This is a genomic window from Synechococcus sp. PCC 7335 (genome assembly GCF_000155595.1).
Taxonomy (GTDB): Bacteria; Cyanobacteriota; Cyanobacteriia; order Phormidesmidales; family Phormidesmidaceae; genus Phormidesmis.
Map to the genome: position 1 here is coordinate 239,812 of NZ_DS989905.1, position 18,273 is coordinate 258,084.

Annotated in this window: 14 protein-coding genes; 8 read left to right on the forward strand and 6 right to left on the reverse strand. The window is 48.9% G+C overall.

Annotation, left to right across the window (positions count from 1 at the left end; all coding sequences use genetic code 11):
- Positions 1 to 141 precede the first annotated feature (141 nt).
- The 3 genes from S7335_RS20875 to hoxU all read right to left on the reverse strand — a co-directional run bounded on the left by S7335_RS20875 (position 142) and on the right by hoxU (position 2,080).
- Positions 142 to 675: a CBS domain-containing protein gene (locus S7335_RS20875; RefSeq protein ID WP_006457815.1), complete on the reverse strand. Its 534-nt coding sequence runs from the start codon at positions 673 to 675 to the stop codon at positions 142 to 144.
- A gap of 116 nt (positions 676 to 791) precedes the next feature.
- Positions 792 to 1,367, reverse strand: a complete 576-nt coding sequence (locus S7335_RS20880; RefSeq protein WP_006458029.1) for an oxidoreductase — start codon at positions 1,365 to 1,367, stop codon at positions 792 to 794.
- Entirely contained in the window at positions 1,364 to 2,080 is a 717-nt protein-coding gene (gene hoxU / locus S7335_RS20885; protein ID WP_006457842.1) for a bidirectional hydrogenase complex protein HoxU, read from the reverse strand. Before hoxU ends, S7335_RS20880 begins: the two co-directional genes overlap by 4 nt.
- 810 nt (positions 2,081 to 2,890) lie before the next feature.
- Here hoxU and S7335_RS28040 point away from each other — a divergent pair.
- Both S7335_RS28040 and S7335_RS20895 read left to right on the forward strand, forming a co-directional pair.
- Complete coding sequence (locus S7335_RS28040; protein WP_006458450.1) at positions 2,891 to 3,373, forward strand: hypothetical protein; 483 nt, start codon at positions 2,891 to 2,893, stop codon at positions 3,371 to 3,373.
- A 132-nt stretch (positions 3,374 to 3,505) separates the two neighbouring features.
- The gene (locus S7335_RS20895; RefSeq protein WP_006457764.1) at positions 3,506 to 4,255 is read left to right on the forward strand and encodes an IS6 family transposase; all 750 of its coding nucleotides are present in this window, start codon (positions 3,506 to 3,508) and stop codon (positions 4,253 to 4,255) included.
- A gap of 208 nt (positions 4,256 to 4,463) precedes the next feature.
- Here S7335_RS20895 and S7335_RS20900 read toward each other — a convergent pair whose 3' ends face one another.
- Positions 4,464 to 4,820 carry a hypothetical protein gene (locus tag S7335_RS20900; protein WP_006457792.1) on the reverse strand — a complete coding sequence of 119 codons (357 nt, stop codon included), beginning with the start codon at positions 4,818 to 4,820 and terminating at the stop codon, positions 4,464 to 4,466.
- Here S7335_RS20900 and S7335_RS20905 point away from each other — a divergent pair.
- Complete coding sequence (locus S7335_RS20905; RefSeq protein ID WP_038019340.1) at positions 4,819 to 5,013, forward strand: hypothetical protein; 195 nt, start codon at positions 4,819 to 4,821, stop codon at positions 5,011 to 5,013. The genes S7335_RS20900 and S7335_RS20905 overlap by 2 nt on opposite strands.
- A 908-nt stretch (positions 5,014 to 5,921) precedes the next feature.
- On the opposite strand, the gene S7335_RS20910 is transcribed toward S7335_RS20905, so the two are convergent.
- Positions 5,922 to 6,416, reverse strand: a complete 495-nt coding sequence (locus S7335_RS20910; protein WP_006458396.1) for a putative molybdenum carrier protein — start codon at positions 6,414 to 6,416, stop codon at positions 5,922 to 5,924.
- A 126-nt stretch (positions 6,417 to 6,542) separates the two neighbouring features.
- Positions 6,543 to 8,078, reverse strand: a complete 1,536-nt coding sequence (locus tag S7335_RS20915) for a hypothetical protein (RefSeq protein WP_157620603.1) — start codon at positions 8,076 to 8,078, stop codon at positions 6,543 to 6,545.
- A gap of 520 nt (positions 8,079 to 8,598) precedes the next feature.
- Between S7335_RS20915 and S7335_RS20920 the strand changes: the two genes are divergently transcribed.
- From S7335_RS20920 to S7335_RS20940, 5 genes are all read left to right on the forward strand, one after another.
- Positions 8,599 to 8,961, forward strand: coding sequence for a sulfite exporter TauE/SafE family protein (locus tag S7335_RS20920; protein WP_006458121.1), 363 nt, complete (start codon positions 8,599 to 8,601; stop codon positions 8,959 to 8,961).
- Positions 8,962 to 9,137: 176 nt separating this feature from the next.
- Complete coding sequence (locus S7335_RS20925) at positions 9,138 to 11,594, forward strand: S-layer family protein (RefSeq protein ID WP_198011473.1); 2,457 nt, start codon at positions 9,138 to 9,140, stop codon at positions 11,592 to 11,594.
- A gap of 233 nt (positions 11,595 to 11,827) precedes the next feature.
- A complete protein-coding gene (locus tag S7335_RS20930) occupies positions 11,828 to 14,470 on the forward strand; it encodes a CHAT domain-containing protein (protein ID WP_006458466.1) in 2,643 nt (880 codons plus the stop codon).
- Between the two features lie 382 nt (positions 14,471 to 14,852).
- Positions 14,853 to 15,836, forward strand: a complete 984-nt coding sequence (locus S7335_RS28045; RefSeq protein WP_038019691.1) for a DUF928 domain-containing protein — start codon at positions 14,853 to 14,855, stop codon at positions 15,834 to 15,836.
- Between the two features lie 159 nt (positions 15,837 to 15,995).
- Positions 15,996 to 18,122: a CHASE2 domain-containing protein gene (locus S7335_RS20940; RefSeq protein WP_006458438.1), complete on the forward strand. Its 2,127-nt coding sequence runs from the start codon at positions 15,996 to 15,998 to the stop codon at positions 18,120 to 18,122.
- The last annotated feature ends 151 nt before the right edge of the window (positions 18,123 to 18,273 follow it).

The following is an 18,273-nucleotide window of genomic DNA, read 5'->3' on the forward strand; positions in this document are numbered from 1 at the left end:
GTAAAAAAAACCTTGAGACAAGGGTTCTAGAAAGAGTTTGTTGTAGCCGGTCGGACAAATAGTCCTAACCCGTAGAGGCATAGCATGCCATGCCTCTACGACGTATCGATGCACAGCCGGAATGTTGCATCAGCACATATCCTATGCCGAAACAGTTGAGCCTTTTTTCATATCTTCTAGCACCTGCCAAGCAATGTCACATTCCTGCTGAATGCTGGCTTCGTCGTCATCAATGATGCGTGCGTGCTGCAAGGCATCTCGGATTCGCCTAGATAGCTCGTCATGAGGAGGCGCGGGCAGACTGCCTTTGTCGAGAATGTCCGTGACTGAAACAATGCCCAACAGCTCTCCATGTTGAACCACCGGAGCGCGATGGACACCCGTATCCGACAGCAGCTGAGCGGCTTCTTGCAGGGTTGCGTCTACCGACAGCTGAATGCAAGGGTGACGCATGATATCGCCCACTAGAACAAAGCCCGGATTATCTCCTTTCGCAATCACGTTATAGACAATATCTTTTTCGGTCAAGATGCCGCAGGGCGGACCTTTATAGCTTTTCTCTACAATTAGCGATCGCACTCTTTTCACGCGCATTAACCAAATTGCATTGGCCACCGATGCCGTATCGCGAATGACGACAACAGGGCGAGTCATAATATCTCTGACCGTTAGCATGATCAAGCTCCTGAGTAAGCGGAATTATCAACTTTGTTGTATAGCAATAGTCTGAGGAACTTGTGAAGCCTGAGCAGGCAGTATCAAAAGCTAGCAATATCAAAATTGCACCCATGCTACCCAAATTGAATCATCTTTGGGCCTGTCATCACAGGCCGCTCCCCTTTCAGAAGCGGTGCTAATACGGCCTTAATCCGCTCGGCGTCTGGCGGACACCCCGGCAGATAGCAGTCTACCGGGACGACCTGATGAACTGGCAAAACCCGATCCAACAGAGCAGGCACTAGATCTCCTCCAGGGTGCTGCGGCTGAGTAGCGGTTTCTAGATAAGCGCGATTGAGGACAGCTTCGGCGTTGCCCGATGGATTGCCGATTGGGCCGTCGATTGGATTACCTAATGTGTTTCTCATAGCAGTCACGTTGCCCGTCACCGCGCAATCTCCAAAAGATACGAGATATTGGGTGCGATCACGTACTCGATGAATTGTCTCGAGATGATCCTGATTGGCGATCGCGCCTTCTACTAACACCACATCCACCCCTTCGGGATAAGTCTTGATATCGGCAAAGGGACTATACACCACATCTACCTGGTTCACTAGCTCAAAGAGCCATTCATCTAAATCTAAGAAAGACATATGGCAGCCAGAGCATCCCCCTAGCCAGACAGTTGCAAACTTGAGTCGAGTCATGGGGTTTTCTCTCTGCGATGGCGAGTATGAGCAATCAGACTGAGTTGGTCGCGGTTATGCACCATTTCGGCTGCCGTTGATCCTCTAGTAAATAGCGCTCCCGTAGGGCAGGCATTCACACATTTGCCGCAGGCAGTGCAGCTATCAGATGTGCCCCAAGGCTGAGCCAAGTCGCTAATAATATGAGAAGTCCGCCCTCGACCAGCCATATCCCAAGTATGCGCGCCTTCTAGCTCATCGCAGGCTCGAATGCATCGGGTGCAGAGCACACAGCGATTGTGGTCTAGGCCAAACCGCTCGTGAGAGATATCTACCTGTCGGTCAGGAAACTGGTAGGCCAATCCCACGTGGTCAACACCTATCTCGACCGCCAAATCTTGTAGCTCGCAATTACCATTAGAGACACACACCGCGCAGACATGGTTGCCCTCAGCCAATAGCATCTCGATAATCAGGCGCCGATAGCGCTGCAGCTGCTCCGTATGCGTTTGTACCACCATGCCTTCTACGGCGCTAGTCGCACAGGCGGGCAAAAGTTTTCCTGTTCCTTCTATCTCTACTAGGCACAGTCGACAGGCGCCCACTGTGGAGAGTCCGTCTAGATAACACAGCGTTGGAATATGGATATCAGCTTCTTTTGCTGCGTCTAACAGCGTCTCGCCCGGTCTGGCGCTAACGAGCCGATTATTAATAGTAAGCGTTTGGACTGCCATAGATACAACAATTTAGTACTGGCCTTACGCTGTAGGTTACGGCCAAATATTGAGGAACATATGAGGATGCGACTCGAATATCTTTAATTAACACTCGATTATCCTACAGGTCCTTCGAGATGGATTAATGTAGAAAAGATCTGATACCGTTGGCGAACTGAACATTTGGCTGTGAAGTGCCCAAAACTAAGCCCTCGTGCCTGGTCCGATTCATACAGATGTATAGAACTGCAACGGAGATCGTTAGAGAATAGGAGAATTCATATAAGCTAGACAATGTGTAGAGATTACGCAAAGTTTATAGCACTAGAATAGAGGATTAAACAACTCGATCTGATTTCCATCGCCACCGTTCTACTTCGCTCAAGGTTCGGTGATTAGGATCTCCAGATGCTGAGCGGACAACTTCGCTCAGCATCTCTGCAGGCATTAGCCAAAGCCAACTAGCCTACAAAAATGGCTGTGACTTAATTCTCATTCCTCAATAGAAAAACCACTTGTGCTCAGACTCGTTTGCCACGCTGACAGGCATTCTGACGCTACTTGTTATGGCAAATCAGTCCTAGAAGCCTTGTGCGCCTAGTTCGCATAAAAGTAGAGCCTTTTTAGCAAGTGCTAACACTCAATTCTGTCGCTCAATCTGGATTTAAAGGTGTTAATGACTCTTTTTAGTTTTAGTTTTCAACAGCTATAGATAATTAATAGCATAACTCTCTGTAACAGCGGGTTATGACTTCTATATCTAATCCCTAAACATTCAAGGCAAATTCGCATCATAGCTATCAGTCAAAAATCAGGAGTTCTTAAAAGATGAAATTGAAGACGGTCACAACTTTATCAGGGTTAGAAGGCAGCCACGAGTTTTACTTCAACAGCGATGACGTGGTGAGTCATCCCGATCAGATTTTCAGCCAAACGGCAGCTTTCAGCAACAATGGAACCGATCGCCCAGTTATCGAGCGTTCTAATACCGCCACGGAGCGCAGCGGTAATTCCAATGCTGCTTTTGAAGCTTCTCTGAATGCAGAGGCTCCACTGCTTCCTACTATTGGCCTAAATTTCACAAGTAGTACACTCTTCGTGAACTCTAACTTTATTCCCCCCGACACTATGGGCGCAGTGGGGCCGAAGCACATTGTTGAACTAATCAATGGGAGGTACACGGTCTACGATAAGGACGATGGAACACAGCTGCAAACCGATTCACTCAGACAATTTTGGCGTGATTCTGGAATCTTGAGAAGCGATGTATTTGATCCTAGAGTGCTTTATGATCGATACTGTCAGCCCTGAGTAGCCAAAATAAAGGATTCGGCCAGCTGATAGGCTAGGTGCGATCAGCTCTACCTCTACCTCATGGATTGTCCGCATTGCCACTCGCCTCATATCTCGCAGCTCCAGCGCAAAACCCATCTAGGCTATACCATGTTTCGCTGCAAACGCTGTCGCCGGACGTTCAATCAGCGCACAGATACGCCATTTAATTTTGTGGAAGTCCCAACAGACATTATCTTCCAGGTGTTGCTCTGCCGCGTCCGCTATAAGCTCAGCTATCGGGATGTGGCTGAGTTCTTTTTGCTTAGAGGCTTTCAGTTTACCCACGAAACTGCAAGGGATTGGGAGGAACGTTTCCTACCTCATTTTACAGAGCAGATTAGAACAAAGCGAAAGGGCAAAGTCGGCAAATTATGGATGATTGACGAGACTTACGTGAAAGTCTGTGGGCAGTGGTGCTACCTCTACCGAGGCATTGATGAAGATGGCAATCTGGTAGACGTTCGCCTTAGCAAAACTCGCGACATGGCTGGCACCAAAGCCTTCTTTGCTCAAGCCATCGATCTGCACGAGGACGCTCCTGACAAGGTCGCGACCGATGGCTTAGCATCTTACCCACGGGCGATTGAAGAAGACTTAGGTGAGAAAGTTCAGCATGAAGTCCGCCCCTGCACAGCCAATCCAGTTGAACAAAGTCATCGGCGCATCAAACGCCGCTATTATCCAACCCTGGGGTTCGGTGAGTTTGAGGCTGCGCAGAGATTTTGCAGAGCAGTCGATGAAGTTGGCAACTTCCTGAGGCCTCGTAGCCGAATGGCAGAATTCGTGTGCCTTGGCGATCGCAGAGCGCAGTTACTGAAGGGAGTTGAAGAATTGGAAGATCTGTTCCAAGCTTCCTAAACAGAAATAGGGGTAGGTGCGATCACACTACTGATGAGCAGGTGAATTGTGGCTACTCAGTCCTGACAAATTCGGAGAGAGTGCGTCAACGCTGACTGGGTTTGGTGTGAGCGCATAGGTCGACCAGACAAAAGCTTTCCCGATAAGAGTGTCTTGTTTGACCCAGTTTGTTTGACTCAGTACGTATTAACTTGACAATCTCGGATGACTAATCTTCTCTGTAAAAGCCGTCTTGACTGCGGCAGATAAACTCGCCGTCTGCAAAGTCAGAATCATAAACAGACATACAGACGTTGCCCGAGTAGCGCATGATGTGTTCTGTCATTTGCTTGGCGCTGGTTATATAGGTATTGCCGGTTACTTCACCCGTAGCTGGATTAGTCCTCTCTTCATAGCATTTGTACTCGTGAGGCGTTTCTTCTAAACAGATTTCAGCGTAGTTTGTGCCGCCTAGTGAGTATCTAATAGGTTGATAGAGCCTTGCCTCTGACGAACTACCCAGGCCCAATAGCACCGTCGTGGCAATAGCAAAAGAGAGTAGAGCGAACTTGAATAGTCTTTTCATGGATACTTCCTTTTTGATTATTGAATTTGTTCTAGGGGTCTGCACTGCCAGTATGGACAGAGCACTGCTAGTATGGACAAAGGAGTGGAAGCGCTGTTTACATCTAATCAAAACCTCGCTAGACCCGTTTAGGATTAACGGAGAGAAGTCAACGACCGTAGCTGCCTATCAGTCAAAGGTTAGGAGTATTTAGAGTCGAGCAGTGCCTTATCTTAGTCAGGGGGCTTCAAGGTCTAGCTCATGCGTCTGGCGAGTGAAAGCGCGATCGACATAGTGACTTAAAACCCAACACGGTAGCTGGGTTTTAAGCCACAAAAAAAGCATTGGTCAGAGTATGCCCTTATTCGTCGCATTCTCCATACGCACAACGCAAATCTCGCGGCGTTCGTATGGAATGTAAGCACAAGGAGAAAGCTCTCTATCGTGATTTGCGGATACAGATACTAGCTACGATGAGAAAGTTGATGAGATAAAAGAAAAAGGCTCCAGCCACCATAAACACAACGTCATCAAGTCCAAACCGTCGTCCTAAACACGGAAGAGAAGAGAGCAGAAACGTTGCATAAGGGAGTCCGACAAATACTAACACTGCTCTCAACTTTATAGGCTTAGCCAGGCTCAGACCTACTGTCAGTAGGGTTACTGAAATCAAGAAGGATAGCGGCGCAATGCCACTGGTACACCACCAAGACCTTTGAGAGAGTATCGTATCTCGAGAACCAAGGAAAAAGTAAGCTAGGAGGACTATGCAGTAGCTAGTGGTCACGAGCAACCAAGTTTCTCGACTTTTCACGGGTCCTACTCCTTCCTGTTCTGACGGCGTTGTCACGTAAGGGATAGTTGCTGCATAGGGTTTCCCCCATCCTAGGTTGACCGTGCTCCTACTTCTTTCAAGGGAAAAATAGTCTGAGCCTTCTATGTAGAAGCTGGTGAAACGTAACAATGTGTGTGCTGTGCAACCACGTCATCATAATGAGCTAGTGTTGGTCATATTTAGGGTCATCACTTTGGAGCGATCGCTGTAGGTTGCCAAAACATGGCCCCGCGGGTAGTAGTGCAACGCTCAATTTCTCAGTGACTGCCCCAACAATCACCAATACTTTAACAAAAAGGACAATACCTTTCGATCTTTCCTAAGAGCAAAACTGTACGCAATAATACTTTTGTCCTCTGATAGATTTCAGAATCTTCTGAGCGTCGTGGTCCTGCAATGTTCAAAGTGCCAACTTGAGTCGAATATAGCCACTGAATGATTTGCTCCACAGCTTCAGGAATTGACAGTTTGACAAGATCAATATGAAGTAAAGGTCTTTTGTACTGATGTGCCATCTGCTGGGTGAACCTAGAGCCACCCGTCAGTTGTCCACTTGAAATGATCAGCGTTGCATCAGAATCTCTTACATTCCATTCGGTACGCAAGTTGACATCGGGGCTAGGTGTTTCCCTGACATGATACTGATGGTTGAGTTCTCCATCCTCTGCGGTTCGCCCCTTTGGAACCCATCCACCGTGTTGGATTCCCAATTCAATTGCAGTGTCAACAGCAGCTCGATCAACACCAGTTTGGCACCCAGAAATGATTCTTGTGATTAGCACTCATCTAGCTCTTTTGAGGGTATGCCTAGACTAACAAAGAATCAGGTCATAGCCGTGGGTTGCATAGCTATTGCTAAGTATGAGGCTAGATTGCTCGCTATCAAGTAAGAAGGTTCAGGTACGACTCTAAAGGTAGGCGAGGCTTCGTATGTGGTCTTGCCTAGTGACTTCAGTCAAACCGAGAAGGTAGTTTGATATCGCAGCGCAAGTAGCTTTGAAAAGACCTTGTAACATGGCTTTGGGCTGATAAAGAGTTTTATCAATCCAAAGCTCAGTGGATTCTGTTTTATTTGGCGATCGCAGGAACAGCAGCGCCCTTGTCAGCGGTAGCTCAAGCTGGAAGCACGCACTATACTTCGCTAAGTTGAGCAGCGTCAAAGCCGCATAGCATGTTTCTTCACAGGTTGTTCCCGAAATACCCCAACCGCCGTCCGAATGCTGCTCGTCTAAAAGCTGCTGAAGTTTCTCTTGGTGCCATGAACATTGTCCCCCTAACCCTCCCCTAGTCTGTAGAGCTTGACTACAAGCATGCATCGCATAGTAGGGTGACACGTGCCACTTATCACGCTGCCAAGCATTATCTAGTACAAACTGAGCAGTACTGTGGTACGCCTTGGCATAACGACTTCCAAATATTCCACTTTGAGCTAGGAATGGAGCAGCTGTTCTCAGTGCTTCAACAACACGAGCATTCGTTGAGATAGAAACGGTCATCTCAAACGGGTAGGTGCGAAAGAACCCGCTACCAACCTCGTAGAAGTTCTCGAGTAGTGCGTTTGCCAGGATGTTGGCTGTCTTTACCCGGCCTAGTTTCGCAGCTAGCAAAAGAGCGATCGCTGTATCGTCAGCATCAGCGATAAACTCAGGGTTGCAGCCAATACCAGCAATAGGCCGATGACACCTGATTAGAGCATCAAAAACTTGAGCGTGCTCATGGGTCGTGTCACCGCCAGTACTAAGGCCATAATACATTTTCCAAAGCGATGTGAAGCTGCTGACTGGTGTTGTGGCAGGATAACCTCGATCTTCAACCTGAGCTTGGCGAAGCGTTTTTTTTAAAGAGATTCTCTGATCTTCGTTCAACCCACCAGCTCGAAGTAGATATGCGGTGGCCGAAGGAGAAGATCCTACCAACTGAGTAGGATCTAAAGTAAGCGCAATGTGATGGACCAACCGCTGTCCATCTGCCCATCCTTCTAGGGCTTCGATAGCATGCAGAACGTGAGATGGTGGAATATCTTTAGAGAGCGTACTTGGCAACAATCTCAGCTTGCGTTGCCATCGTTTTTCTAGAGTAAGAGGCAGTGCCGGGATTGCCACGCTATCCCGGCGAAGGCAGAGATGGTGAGTAGAGATAAGCAGCTCAAACCCCGCTAGATCACACTCTTCTAAAGCATCATCACCCCACTGATTAAGAGTGTCTGATATAAAGCTAATGCCTCTGCTAATTGCATCCTGCAAGATGGTTCGGCTAGGTTGCCAGCGCTGTAAAAACAGCAGGCTGCGGACTACCATCATGGTCTGCAAAAGCCGGTCAGCACGAAAAGGGATATGGCCGCCCCAGCTCCCATCTTTGTACTGACGGACAAGCAGCCAATCTATAACCTGTGCGTCATCTAGCGCCATAGCTACGGCTGCAGTGTCATAAGGCGAAGAGGTCATATCTCTGGAAGTCGAAGGTTCCTTAGAAGAAATACAAGCTGTGCGCGTATCTAACATGTCTGCCTTGGATAAATTGCATTAAGAATTAGCGAATGACTAGAACAGAACTGTCCACTAAAACGTTTTCTCCTTGCTTCTACAAGCTATGTTTCCAGGACTTTGAGACAGCAGAACGGTCTCCTTGTCGGTGCCGTAGGGGTGCTTAGTTCCTTACTTCTCTAGATTTTTGACTTATCTAGCTGGCTTCGACAATAAAGTGAAATAGGGAAGAAGTAGGGAAGAAGTAGGGAAGCTGGCTATTGGATTGAATGCCGTCGCTCTGAACGGTTGACCTGACAAGTGTGTCGGATAGAAGGAAAAGTTTCGAATAACTCTACTCTTCTATCCCCTTGACTCACAAGCAAAGGATTGAGAACAAAGGTCAGACGCTGCAAATGTAGAAGCAAGTCTTGAGAGTATTAACGGAAATTCCGATTATCGGTGCTTAAATGAAAGGAAATATTACCTACGACCTACTGCCATGAGCGATATCTTTCTGTACCTACTGTTAGGGCTGTCTGCTGGTGTTGTGAGTGGCTTAATTGGTATCGGCGGAGGCGTTATTATCGTCCCTGCACTAATCTTCGGGTTTGGATTCGCACAACACGATGCTCAGGGCACAACCCTGGCCATGCTGGTCCCGCCGGTGGGTTTACTGGCTGCATGGACATACTACCGACAAGGATACGTCAATTTTCAGGTGGCAGCACTTCTATGTGTGGGCTTTTTTATCGGAGGGTTGCTGGGGGCAAAGCTGGCGACTACTCTGCCCAACGTACTTCTAGAAAAGGTCTTTGGCGCGGCAATGCTGGCGATCGCGCTCAAAATGATTTTTGCTCGGTAGTCCAGAATCTCAGCATCTGCCGCTGTTCTACCCTTTCATGCTGTATTGAACCAAGTCGCAGCGGGAACAATAGCGCTAATCATTGCTAAAGGCTCTTGAGGAAAACTGCCTTGCTCAGGCATCTCAGAAATTTAGTTGCAGGTTTGGCTGTAGGGCTTTGTTGGATAATGCCAGCCGTGGCTCAAACGGTAACGCCCGCTTCGAACACACGGGGGGCACGGACTGTTGTTAGTGGAACCACTGATTTTACAGTGACAGGCGGCACTCAGCAGCTCAACACCTTGTTCCATAGCTTTGAAGACTTTTCCCCAGAAGCTGCCGATGTATTGTTCCAGTTAGATAGTAGCCAATCAAACATTGAGCAGGTTATCACTCGGGTAGTAGGAGGTAATGCTTCTCTAATCGATGGAGAACTGGCGCTGAGCGGAGGAAACAGCCCCAGACTATTTTTAATCAATCCTAGTGGTATTCGTTTTGGGAAGAATGCTCGCCTAGTGCTGCCGGGGGCGTTCTTTGCTAGTACTGCCGATGCTGTGACGTTCTCTGACGATCTAATATTTTCGGCGATCGCGCCGCAGGCTCCGCCATTGCTAACAGTCAGTACGCCCACTGGCCTACAGTTTGGATCGGGCATGCCTAAGGCAATCACAGTGCTAGGCGATGGCCATGCAGTCTCATCCACAAATCCAATCTTTCTGCCATATACCCAGGCTACGGCGTCTGGTTTGAGTGTGACTGCGGGTGAAACGCTAGCGCTAGTCGGTGGGTCGGTTAACTTACAAGGGGGCAGCATCACCGCTTCCGGGGGTCATATCGAGCTAAGCGGTGTTGCTGCTGGCAGCGTTGTTCTAAATCTACAAGAACGAGGGTTTTCAGCCAGCTATGATCAGGTAGAGCAGTTTGGCGACATTACGCTGTCGCAACAATCACTTGTCGATACCAGTGGCTCGCTTGTGGGTGCTAGCCAGCTAAGAGGGCGCAACGTTACTCTTAGCGGTGGTTCAATGGTTTGGAACCAAAATCGAGGTAGCAATGCAGCCGAACCTATCTCAATCAATGCAACTGAGCAGTTATTGATAGATGGCGCATCCCCAACAGTGAGTTCGGTTAGCGGTGTCGTTGCAGAGACCGTACTGCTAGGAGCAGCAAGTGATATAGACATTACAACACCCCAGCTCACAGTTCAAAATGGAGCAACCATCTTTAGCCGTTCTTTCAGCCCTGGTGGCAGTGGCAACCTAATGCTTGACGCTGAGCAAGCAACGATTATTGGTTTTGTTCCGATTGCACCCAATGTATTTACGGTTGTGGGCACCACCAGTTCTGGCAGTAGTGATGCTGGTGATGTAACAGCTTCTCTACAGTCTTTATCAGTGCGCGATGGGGGCTATTTGGGCTCTACGACTTTAGGCAGCGGCCGGGGCGGTGATGTCACGATCTACGCAGATACTGTCGATGTTGTAGGTGCGAGCGCAGCCGATATCCCTAGCGTCGTTATCGCTAATACAGCGGGCCGGGGCGGCAATTCAGGCGATGTGAACATTAGCACCCGCAATCTATTGGTGCAAAATGGTGGCCTGTTAACCACAACCAGTGTGGGACTAGGCAATGCTGGTAATATCGATGTTCGAGCCTCCGAACAGATAGAAATTAGTCGTAATATGCCCAGCAGCAACGACAGTACAATTGCCTCGACAGTTGACTTTCCGCCCTTGTCTTATCAATTGTTGCTGAACCTATCGGGTACGCCCCAAGGATCGGCTGGAAGTGTAACGCTAACCACTCCGGTTTTGAGGGTGCTAGGTAGAGGCAATAGTGTTGCTGTTCTCAATCAAGGGCAAGGCGATGGTGGACAGATTCAAATTAATGCAGATTCTGTTTTCTTAAATCAAGGAGGTATCAATGCTGTAACAGCAGATGGGGGAGGTGGCAACATCAACCTGCAGCTTCAAGACGTTTTGATTGCTCGCAATGGCAGCCGGATTGAAACCTCGGCCCAGGGAGGAAGCGGAGATGGTGGCAACATCGAGATTTCCGCTCCGGCTATTGTGGGTTCTGAAAACAGCGATATCATTGCCAACGCCTTTCAAGGAGAGGGCGGCGATATTAACATTTCAACTCAAGGTCTTTTTGGCTTCATGTTTCGCGAGCAGCTTACCCCGGAGAGTGATATTACTGCCAGCTCTCAGTTTGGTGTTGACGGCACGGTCGCAATCAACAGTTTTGGTGTAGCACCAACCTCTGACCTCAGCGTACTTCCTGAAGAGACCGCTGATGCTAGCGAGCAGATCATCGAGGGCTGCTCAGCTACAGGTGATAACAGGTTTGTGGCAACTGGGCGAGGTGGCATACCGATTAGTCCAACGCAGACAGTGGCAGACAATCGCACATGGTCAGACGTGCGTGACCTATCTACATTCTGGCGCGATGATCCATCAACTGTTACCGATTCACCTATAGCTAGCGGCATTGTTCCTGATGCTCCTACAGATATTGCCGCTGACTTAGCTTCAGAAACCTTGAAAGTGATTGAAGCCAATGGTTGGCGGACTAGCCCATCAGGTCAGATAGAGTTGATGGCTACAGATTCAGCTCCCTTTGGTCTGAGAGCTTATGGCACCTGCGCTAGGTAGTGCTGCTTTATAGGATGAGCGAGTCTGTTGAAACTTTAAGTGCGCTGTGGCTTACAAAAGTTTCTTTTGCTGACGATCGGGCATGCTCTGAACAGATATTGAAACAGACATTAAAACCTAATTGCTGGACAAATGTGGCTATTCGGGCTGCTGCCTCACCGTTGAATTACCCAGTCTCGATTGCCCACTACCAAGTGCCTTAATTTGTTAGAACAGGCTGACTAGAAATAACAATGAAATGTAACTGGAAGTATGCTGTAACAACTTTTCTGGGCATTAGTCTAGCTGGCAGTCTGACGTCTCTGGCAAAGGCAGCTAATCAATCGGGAATTGTCTCGGCTGAGATTATGGACAGCGCTATCGAGATTTCTGGCGAAACTCGGGCGATCGCCTCGGAATTAATAGAAACGGGCCGTCAGCGCTATACATCAGGGCAGTTTTCAGGCGCTGTAGAGGCGTGGCAAAGCGCAGTTGATGCTGCCAGAGCACAAGATGCCAAAACAACTCAGATGATGGCGCTTAGCTATTTGTCGCTGGCCTATCAGGCGCTAGGTCACTGGGATTTAGCAGAAGCTGCTGTCGAGCAGAGCGTTGAGCTATTAGATGAGCTATCAGAAAATAGCAAACTGTTAGAAAGTCGTGGTGAACAGAACGCTGGTCAAGGTCCGCATCCTATGCTGCAGGCACAGGTGCTCAATACTCAAGCTAGCTTGGTTTATCACCTCGGACAGGCCGAACTCGCTTTAGATTTGTGGCAACAGAGTGAAGCATTTTACCAGCAGGCGGAGGATACTTCAGGCGTTTTGGGGAGTCAGCTCAACCAGGCTCAAGCGCTGCAAAGCTTGGGGTATTATCGAAGATCGCGCCAGCAGTTAGAAGAGATTACCCAGCAGCTTAGAACACTGCCAGACTCAGCGCTGAAGGCTAACGGGCTGAGGACTTTGGGCGAGGCGCTACGTGTACTTGGTGATCTAGAAGGTAGCCGAGCCGCCCTATTTGAAAGTGCTAATATTGCCGTCGCTATCAATGCAACAAACGAACTGAGCGCAACCTATTTGAGCTTGGGCAAAGCCGCCGCCGACTGGGGAGATACGGCAGCGGCGATCGCAATGTTTGAGCGAGCCAGACAAGCGGCCCAAAACCCTACCGATACCCTGAAAGCCGATCTGGAGCGACTGCGATTCTATGTGAATTCTGGCGACATAGAACAGAGCACCTCTACGGCGAATAATATCGCAACGCAATTAGAAAAGCTGCCACCAAGCCGAACAGCCGTCTATGCCACAGTGAATTTAAGTGCAAGCCTAGCTAGAGAAGAGGCTTTAGGGCGATCGCTGCCGATCACGCAGCATAATCAACTCTTAGCAAAGGCTGTAAGAGCAGCTAGAGCGCTTAACGATCCGCAGGCTGAAGCCCACGCCTTGAACCAGTGGGGCGCGCTATATACCCTCACCGAACAGTGGTCAGAAGCGCTGACCCTCACCGAACAGTCACTGGTGATCGCCCGTTCCATTCAAGCCGATGATATTGCCTCGCAGTCTGCTTGGCAGCTTGGCCGCATTCACAAGCAGCAAAACAACACGGCTGAGGCAATCACCGCCTACAGCGAGGCCGTCGATAGTTTGCAGTCATTGCGCAGCGACTTAGTGGCTATTGATCCGGCTGTTCAATTCTCTTTTCGAGAAAACACAGAGCCAATATATCGAGAACTTGTGAGCTTGTTGCTAGAAACAGGCAGCTCTGGCAACAAACGTGCGGCGCAACCGAGCCAAAAGAACTTAGCCCAGGCCCGGGAGGTGATTGAAGCCCTACAATTAGCAGAGCTGGATGATTTTTTCAAGGAAGCCTGCATTGATATTGCCTCTCAACAAATCGATCAGGTCGATACACAAGCCACCATTGTCTATCCCATTATCTTGCCAGATCGTCTGGCTGTCATTACCTCTAGCCCTGGTCAACCCCTGGCATACCATGCCGCACCAGTGAGCGCCGATACAGTAGAAGATACTCTGCGCGAGCTGCTCGGTGTCATTCACCCAGCTGCCGACAATGCGCGCCGCCTAGCGCTCTCACAACAGGTTTACGACTGGCTAATCAGGCCCGCCGAAGAACGCCAGATGACGACTACAACCGAAACAGTGGTGTTTGTCTTAGACGGGCTGCTGCGTAACGTCCCGATGGCTGCGCTGCATGATGGCGAACAGTACCTGATTGAAAAGTACGCCGTTGCACTTTCTGCGGGCCTACAGCTGATGAGTGCCCAATCGCTTGATGAGATTGACGCTAATGCGATCGCTGGTGGGATTAGTGAAGCGCGAAACGGTTTAAGCGCTTTACCTGCAGTAGAAACAGAACTCGCTGATATTGACAAGCTGATTCCCACCGACACGCTTCTAAATGAAGCATTTACCAGCACTGCCCTAGCTAGTAATATCAAAAACAGCACAGCTAATATTGTGCATCTAGCAACCCACGGTCAGTTCAGTTCTCGATTGGAAGATACCTTTCTTTCTACGTGGGAAGGACGCTTGAATGTGCAAGAACTCTCCGAGATTCTACAGAGCCGAGGGCAGTTGGATCCAATTGAGCTGCTGGTGCTGAGTGCTTGTGATACGGCGTTAGGAGACGACCGAGCCGTGCTAGGGTTGGCAGGCTTAGCAGTTAAATCTGGAGCAAGATCGACAGTGGCCACCCTCTGGCCAGTCAAGGATCAAGCCGCCGCTATGCTTATGCAAGCCTTGTACGAAAGCATTAGTACATCAGAAATAACCAAAGCAGAAGCGCTAAGGCAAGCGCAGCTAACGCTGATAGCAGATCCGAGCTACAGCGATCCGTTCTTTTGGTCGGCATACACTCTGGTGGGGAATTGGCGCTAGCCTGTAATGACCGTAATTACCGTCTGTACTCTATGTAAGGTTTAATACAAAGTTCCGCGAAAGTACGCCTCACGGTTCAAAGGAGAATTCTTTAGGCTAGCAATTGTATATAGCAAAGTAAGGATGCATTCTTACTTTGTAGGAAGAGTTGCCTGTTGCTCTATGATAGTTTTAGCCGATGAGAATGTCTCAAGCAACTCTTTGAAAGCTATAGCAATGGCCAGATGCATACTCTGCAAGAAGGCAAAGCCTACGGTCATTGCTGACCACTTAGCTCTTCATGCCTCAAGGGTTTAGCCCTAGAAAATGTGTAGAGCCAAGTCGCGAACGCTATATAGTTCGAGAGTTGACGGCACTAGCTATCGGAACAACAGAAATAGACATGAAACATTGGTTCTTAGGAGCTATCAGAGCTGCTGTACTTGTGATTGCCACAGCCTGGGTACGGATGGACGTTGCCAATGCGATTCCATTTACTCCCCCAGCTGATAATTCGGCCCCTCGTTCGGCAACCGGAGGCGCTTCGAGAGGTAGCTTCTTTACTCCGCCAGCTGATAACTCGGCCCCTCGTTCGGCAACCGGAGGCGCCTCTCGCGACAACTTCTTCACTCCCCCCACAGGTAGCAGTGCGCCGCGAGATACCGCAAGCGGAGCCTCTCGCGGAGACTTTCTTATGCTCCCGCCTGAGGCCACCTCCCCAGGGTCAGCCGAAGCAGCCCCTCAAGGGTTGCCTATAGGGCAAAATGAGGCAGGCGCTACAAGCAGCAGTAACGCGAGCAGCAACCTCGGTGGGGTAATACCAACTACCATTGCATCACCGACCGCCGAGTCCATGCTGGCGGTAGTGCCTAGTAGTTTCTATGGCACTACCTTAGAAGCAAGGCCGACTATTCTGGTCTACGTACCAGCTTCTGATACCGATACCGCCGTCTTTAGCTTGAAAAACGAAGCTAAGCATACGATCTATCAAATGACCCTAGCGGTGCCAAAGCGCGGCGGTGTAGTGGCCGTGGAAATGCCAGATGAAGCACCTGAACTTGTGGTTTCAGAAAACTATCAATGGTATGTAGCCTTGCATGTGGAGGGCGAGCTAACCCCGGGTAGTCCCTTTGTGGATGGTTGGATAAAGCGGATTGAGCCTAGTGCTGAACTGATGCTAGCGTTGGCCCATGGTGAGGGCTTATCGAACGTTAAAACGTTAGCGCAAAATGGTGTCTGGTATGACACTGTCGCGCAACTCGCTCGTTTACAGGGCGGTGCCCAAGATAATCAGGCGATCGCCAATCACTGGTATGAGCTTCTCGAATCAGTTGGGCTAGCAGATATTGCGACTGAGCCAATTGTGATATCGCTAGACCAGCGCTAATTAATATTCAAACTTGACCTAAAAGACGGATGGTAGCTAGCACTGTCCGTCTTTTGTCGTGCCGTCTTTTGTCGTGCTAGGTGTGTGAAACCGGGAATGCTATCAATACGCTAGTTTCCACCATCTATTCATTGCCATCTATCCATAGATCTTTAAACAATGTGGTCAAAAATTCGAGCTTTCGTACACCGCACCCGCAGTGTTTATGTGGTGGCCACTACGGTTGCTTTTGCAGTGATTGCTGGCGATGCGCTGTCTCTTTTTAGCACTGTGGAATGGGAAATCAGAGATAGCTTCTTCCGGTTTCGCCCGGTTGAGAGCGTTGATCCAAACATCGTAGTTGTCACCATTGATGAGCAAGATATTCAAGCGGCTGGAGACTGGCCAGTTCCCGATGCTTTGTTAGCCGAGCTGCTACAAAAGATAAACCAACATTCCCCTCGTGCCGTTGGCTTAGATATCTACCGAGATTTACCTGAAGACCCCGGCCATGAGGCGCTCGTCAACACTTTTCAGTCAATGCCTAACCTAATTGGGGTTGAAAAGATCTTTGGCAATCGGGTTAATCCGCCGCCTGCACTTGAAGAACGAGATCAAGTCGGGCTAGCCGATTTAGTGTTAGATGGCGATCGCAAAATCCGTCGGGCCTTACTCACCGGTACCGATGACCAAGAAGATAGCCAGATCAAGGCTGGGTTGGCTACGCGGGTTGCGCTGAAGTATCTGGAGACAGAAGGAATTGAGCTGACACCAGTAGATACCGAGCGGCAACAGTTTCTGCTGGGTAAAGCTTCCTTTCTTCCGCTACGGCCAAACGAAGCAGGCTATTCAAAGCAAACCTTAGGGGGTTATCAGATACTGATGAACTGGCGGGGTCGAGCGGATGCTTTTATCACCGTCTCGATGGCTGACGTACTCAGCAACCAAGTAGAGCCCGATGTTATGCAAGACCGCATGGTTTTCATTGGCAGCACAGCCACAAGCATAAACGATCTTTTTGAGACACCCTACAACAGCTTACACAACTCCGATCAAGGGGTTATGGCAGGTGTGTTTATTCACGCTAACATTGCCAGTCAATTAACCCAAAGCGCGCTGACTGGTCGTCGAGGGATATCCGGATTATCCAGACTACAGCAGGCGGTTGGGATATTGATATGGTCTTTGCTGGGCGCTCTCAGCAGCTGGACTATCTCTTCCAAGCAGCGCTCCCAACAGCAGTACCATTTTCATAGAAATGTTTTGCTCAATGCCTTGCTCACAGTTTTCTGTATGAGCGGTTTGTTATTCGGCGGGGCTTATCTAGCGTTTCTACAGGGATGGCTCCTACCGGTTGCGGCTCCGTTTTTAGCTTTTTTGATGAGTGGCGTAATTACCACAAATGTTTACCGACAGCAGGCACTTCAAGCAACAAATAGTGAGCTGCAGCTCGCCTTAGATGAATTGCAACAGTCCAAACTACAGCTAGTGCAAAATGAAAAAATGTCTGCTCTAGGAAATTTGGTCGCGGGTGTTGCCCACGAAATCAACAACCCGATTGGTTTTCTAAGTGGTAGTATTTCGAATGCTGAAGGCTATTTTCAAGATCTAAAAGAGCATATAGAGGTCTATCAGACAGAATACTCTCAGCCGACTGAGAAGGTACAAGACCATGCTGAAGAGATTGACTTGGACTATATCTATACGGACTTTCCGAAGTTATTGGGTTCGATGGAAGATGCGATGGATCGAATTATCGCTATCAGCAAGAGCTTACGAAGCTTTTCTCGGGCAGATACTAAAGATAAAGTCAGTGCAGATTTGCATGAAGGACTCGATAGTACGCTACTTATCTTGAAGTATCGCCTTAAGGCGAATGAGCAGCGCCCTGCGATTGAAGTTGTCAAAGACTATGGCGACTTACCTCTTGTTGACTGTTTTTTAGGTCAGCTTAATCAGGTGTTTATGAATCTTTTAGCGAACGCGATTGATATCTTTGACGAGGCTGCTCAACAACTATCCTTCGAAGCGCTGAAAGAGCGATCGCAGACGATTACGATAAAAACAGCGTTACGCGCTGAGAGGAATGCAGTAGAGATTTGCATCGGCGACAATGGTAAAGGGATGTCGGAAGCGGTCAAAGAAAAAATATTTGACCACTTGTTTACGACCAAAGCAGTTGGGAAGGGAACAGGTCTTGGTCTTTCTATCGCTCGACAAATCGTTACCGAAGCCCACGGCGGCAACTTGTCTGTGCAGTCTGAGCTTGGTAAGGGAACCGAATTTACAATTCAGCTACCCCTTTAGCCTGAGCCCAAACGATACTGAAAATAGAAGAAAAGACACCACTAGAACAGATTATCTAGAACAGGTCATACTGAAGTAAGAAGTAGATGCTACTATCTCGCAGGCTATCGTTAGTGCTATCAAAATCGATCAAAGGCAAGCTCTAGTCTAA

Excerpts from the sequence above, each read along its gene's own strand:
- S7335_RS20875 (WP_006457815.1), bottom strand. The coding sequence starts at position 675 with ATGCTAACGGTCAGAGATATTATGACTCGCCCTGTTGTCGTCATTCGC.
- S7335_RS20880 (WP_006458029.1), bottom strand. The coding sequence starts at position 1,367 with ATGACTCGACTCAAGTTTGCAACTGTCTGGCTAGGGGGATGCTCTGGC.
- hoxU (WP_006457842.1), bottom strand. The coding sequence starts at position 2,080 with ATGGCAGTCCAAACGCTTACTATTAATAATCGGCTCGTTAGCGCCAGA.
- S7335_RS28040 (WP_006458450.1), top strand. The coding sequence starts at position 2,891 with ATGAAATTGAAGACGGTCACAACTTTATCAGGGTTAGAAGGCAGCCAC.
- S7335_RS20895 (WP_006457764.1), top strand. The coding sequence starts at position 3,506 with ATGTTTCGCTGCAAACGCTGTCGCCGGACGTTCAATCAGCGCACAGAT.
- S7335_RS20905 (WP_038019340.1), top strand. The coding sequence starts at position 4,819 with ATGGATACTTCCTTTTTGATTATTGAATTTGTTCTAGGGGTCTGCACT.
- S7335_RS20900 (WP_006457792.1), bottom strand. The coding sequence starts at position 4,820 with ATGAAAAGACTATTCAAGTTCGCTCTACTCTCTTTTGCTATTGCCACG.
- S7335_RS20915 (WP_157620603.1), bottom strand. The coding sequence starts at position 8,078 with ATGACCTCTTCGCCTTATGACACTGCAGCCGTAGCTATGGCGCTAGAT.
- S7335_RS20920 (WP_006458121.1), top strand. The coding sequence starts at position 8,599 with ATGAGCGATATCTTTCTGTACCTACTGTTAGGGCTGTCTGCTGGTGTT.
- S7335_RS20930 (WP_006458466.1), top strand. The coding sequence starts at position 11,828 with ATGAAATGTAACTGGAAGTATGCTGTAACAACTTTTCTGGGCATTAGT.
- S7335_RS28045 (WP_038019691.1), top strand. The coding sequence starts at position 14,853 with ATGAAACATTGGTTCTTAGGAGCTATCAGAGCTGCTGTACTTGTGATT.
- S7335_RS20940 (WP_006458438.1), top strand. The coding sequence starts at position 15,996 with ATGTGGTCAAAAATTCGAGCTTTCGTACACCGCACCCGCAGTGTTTAT.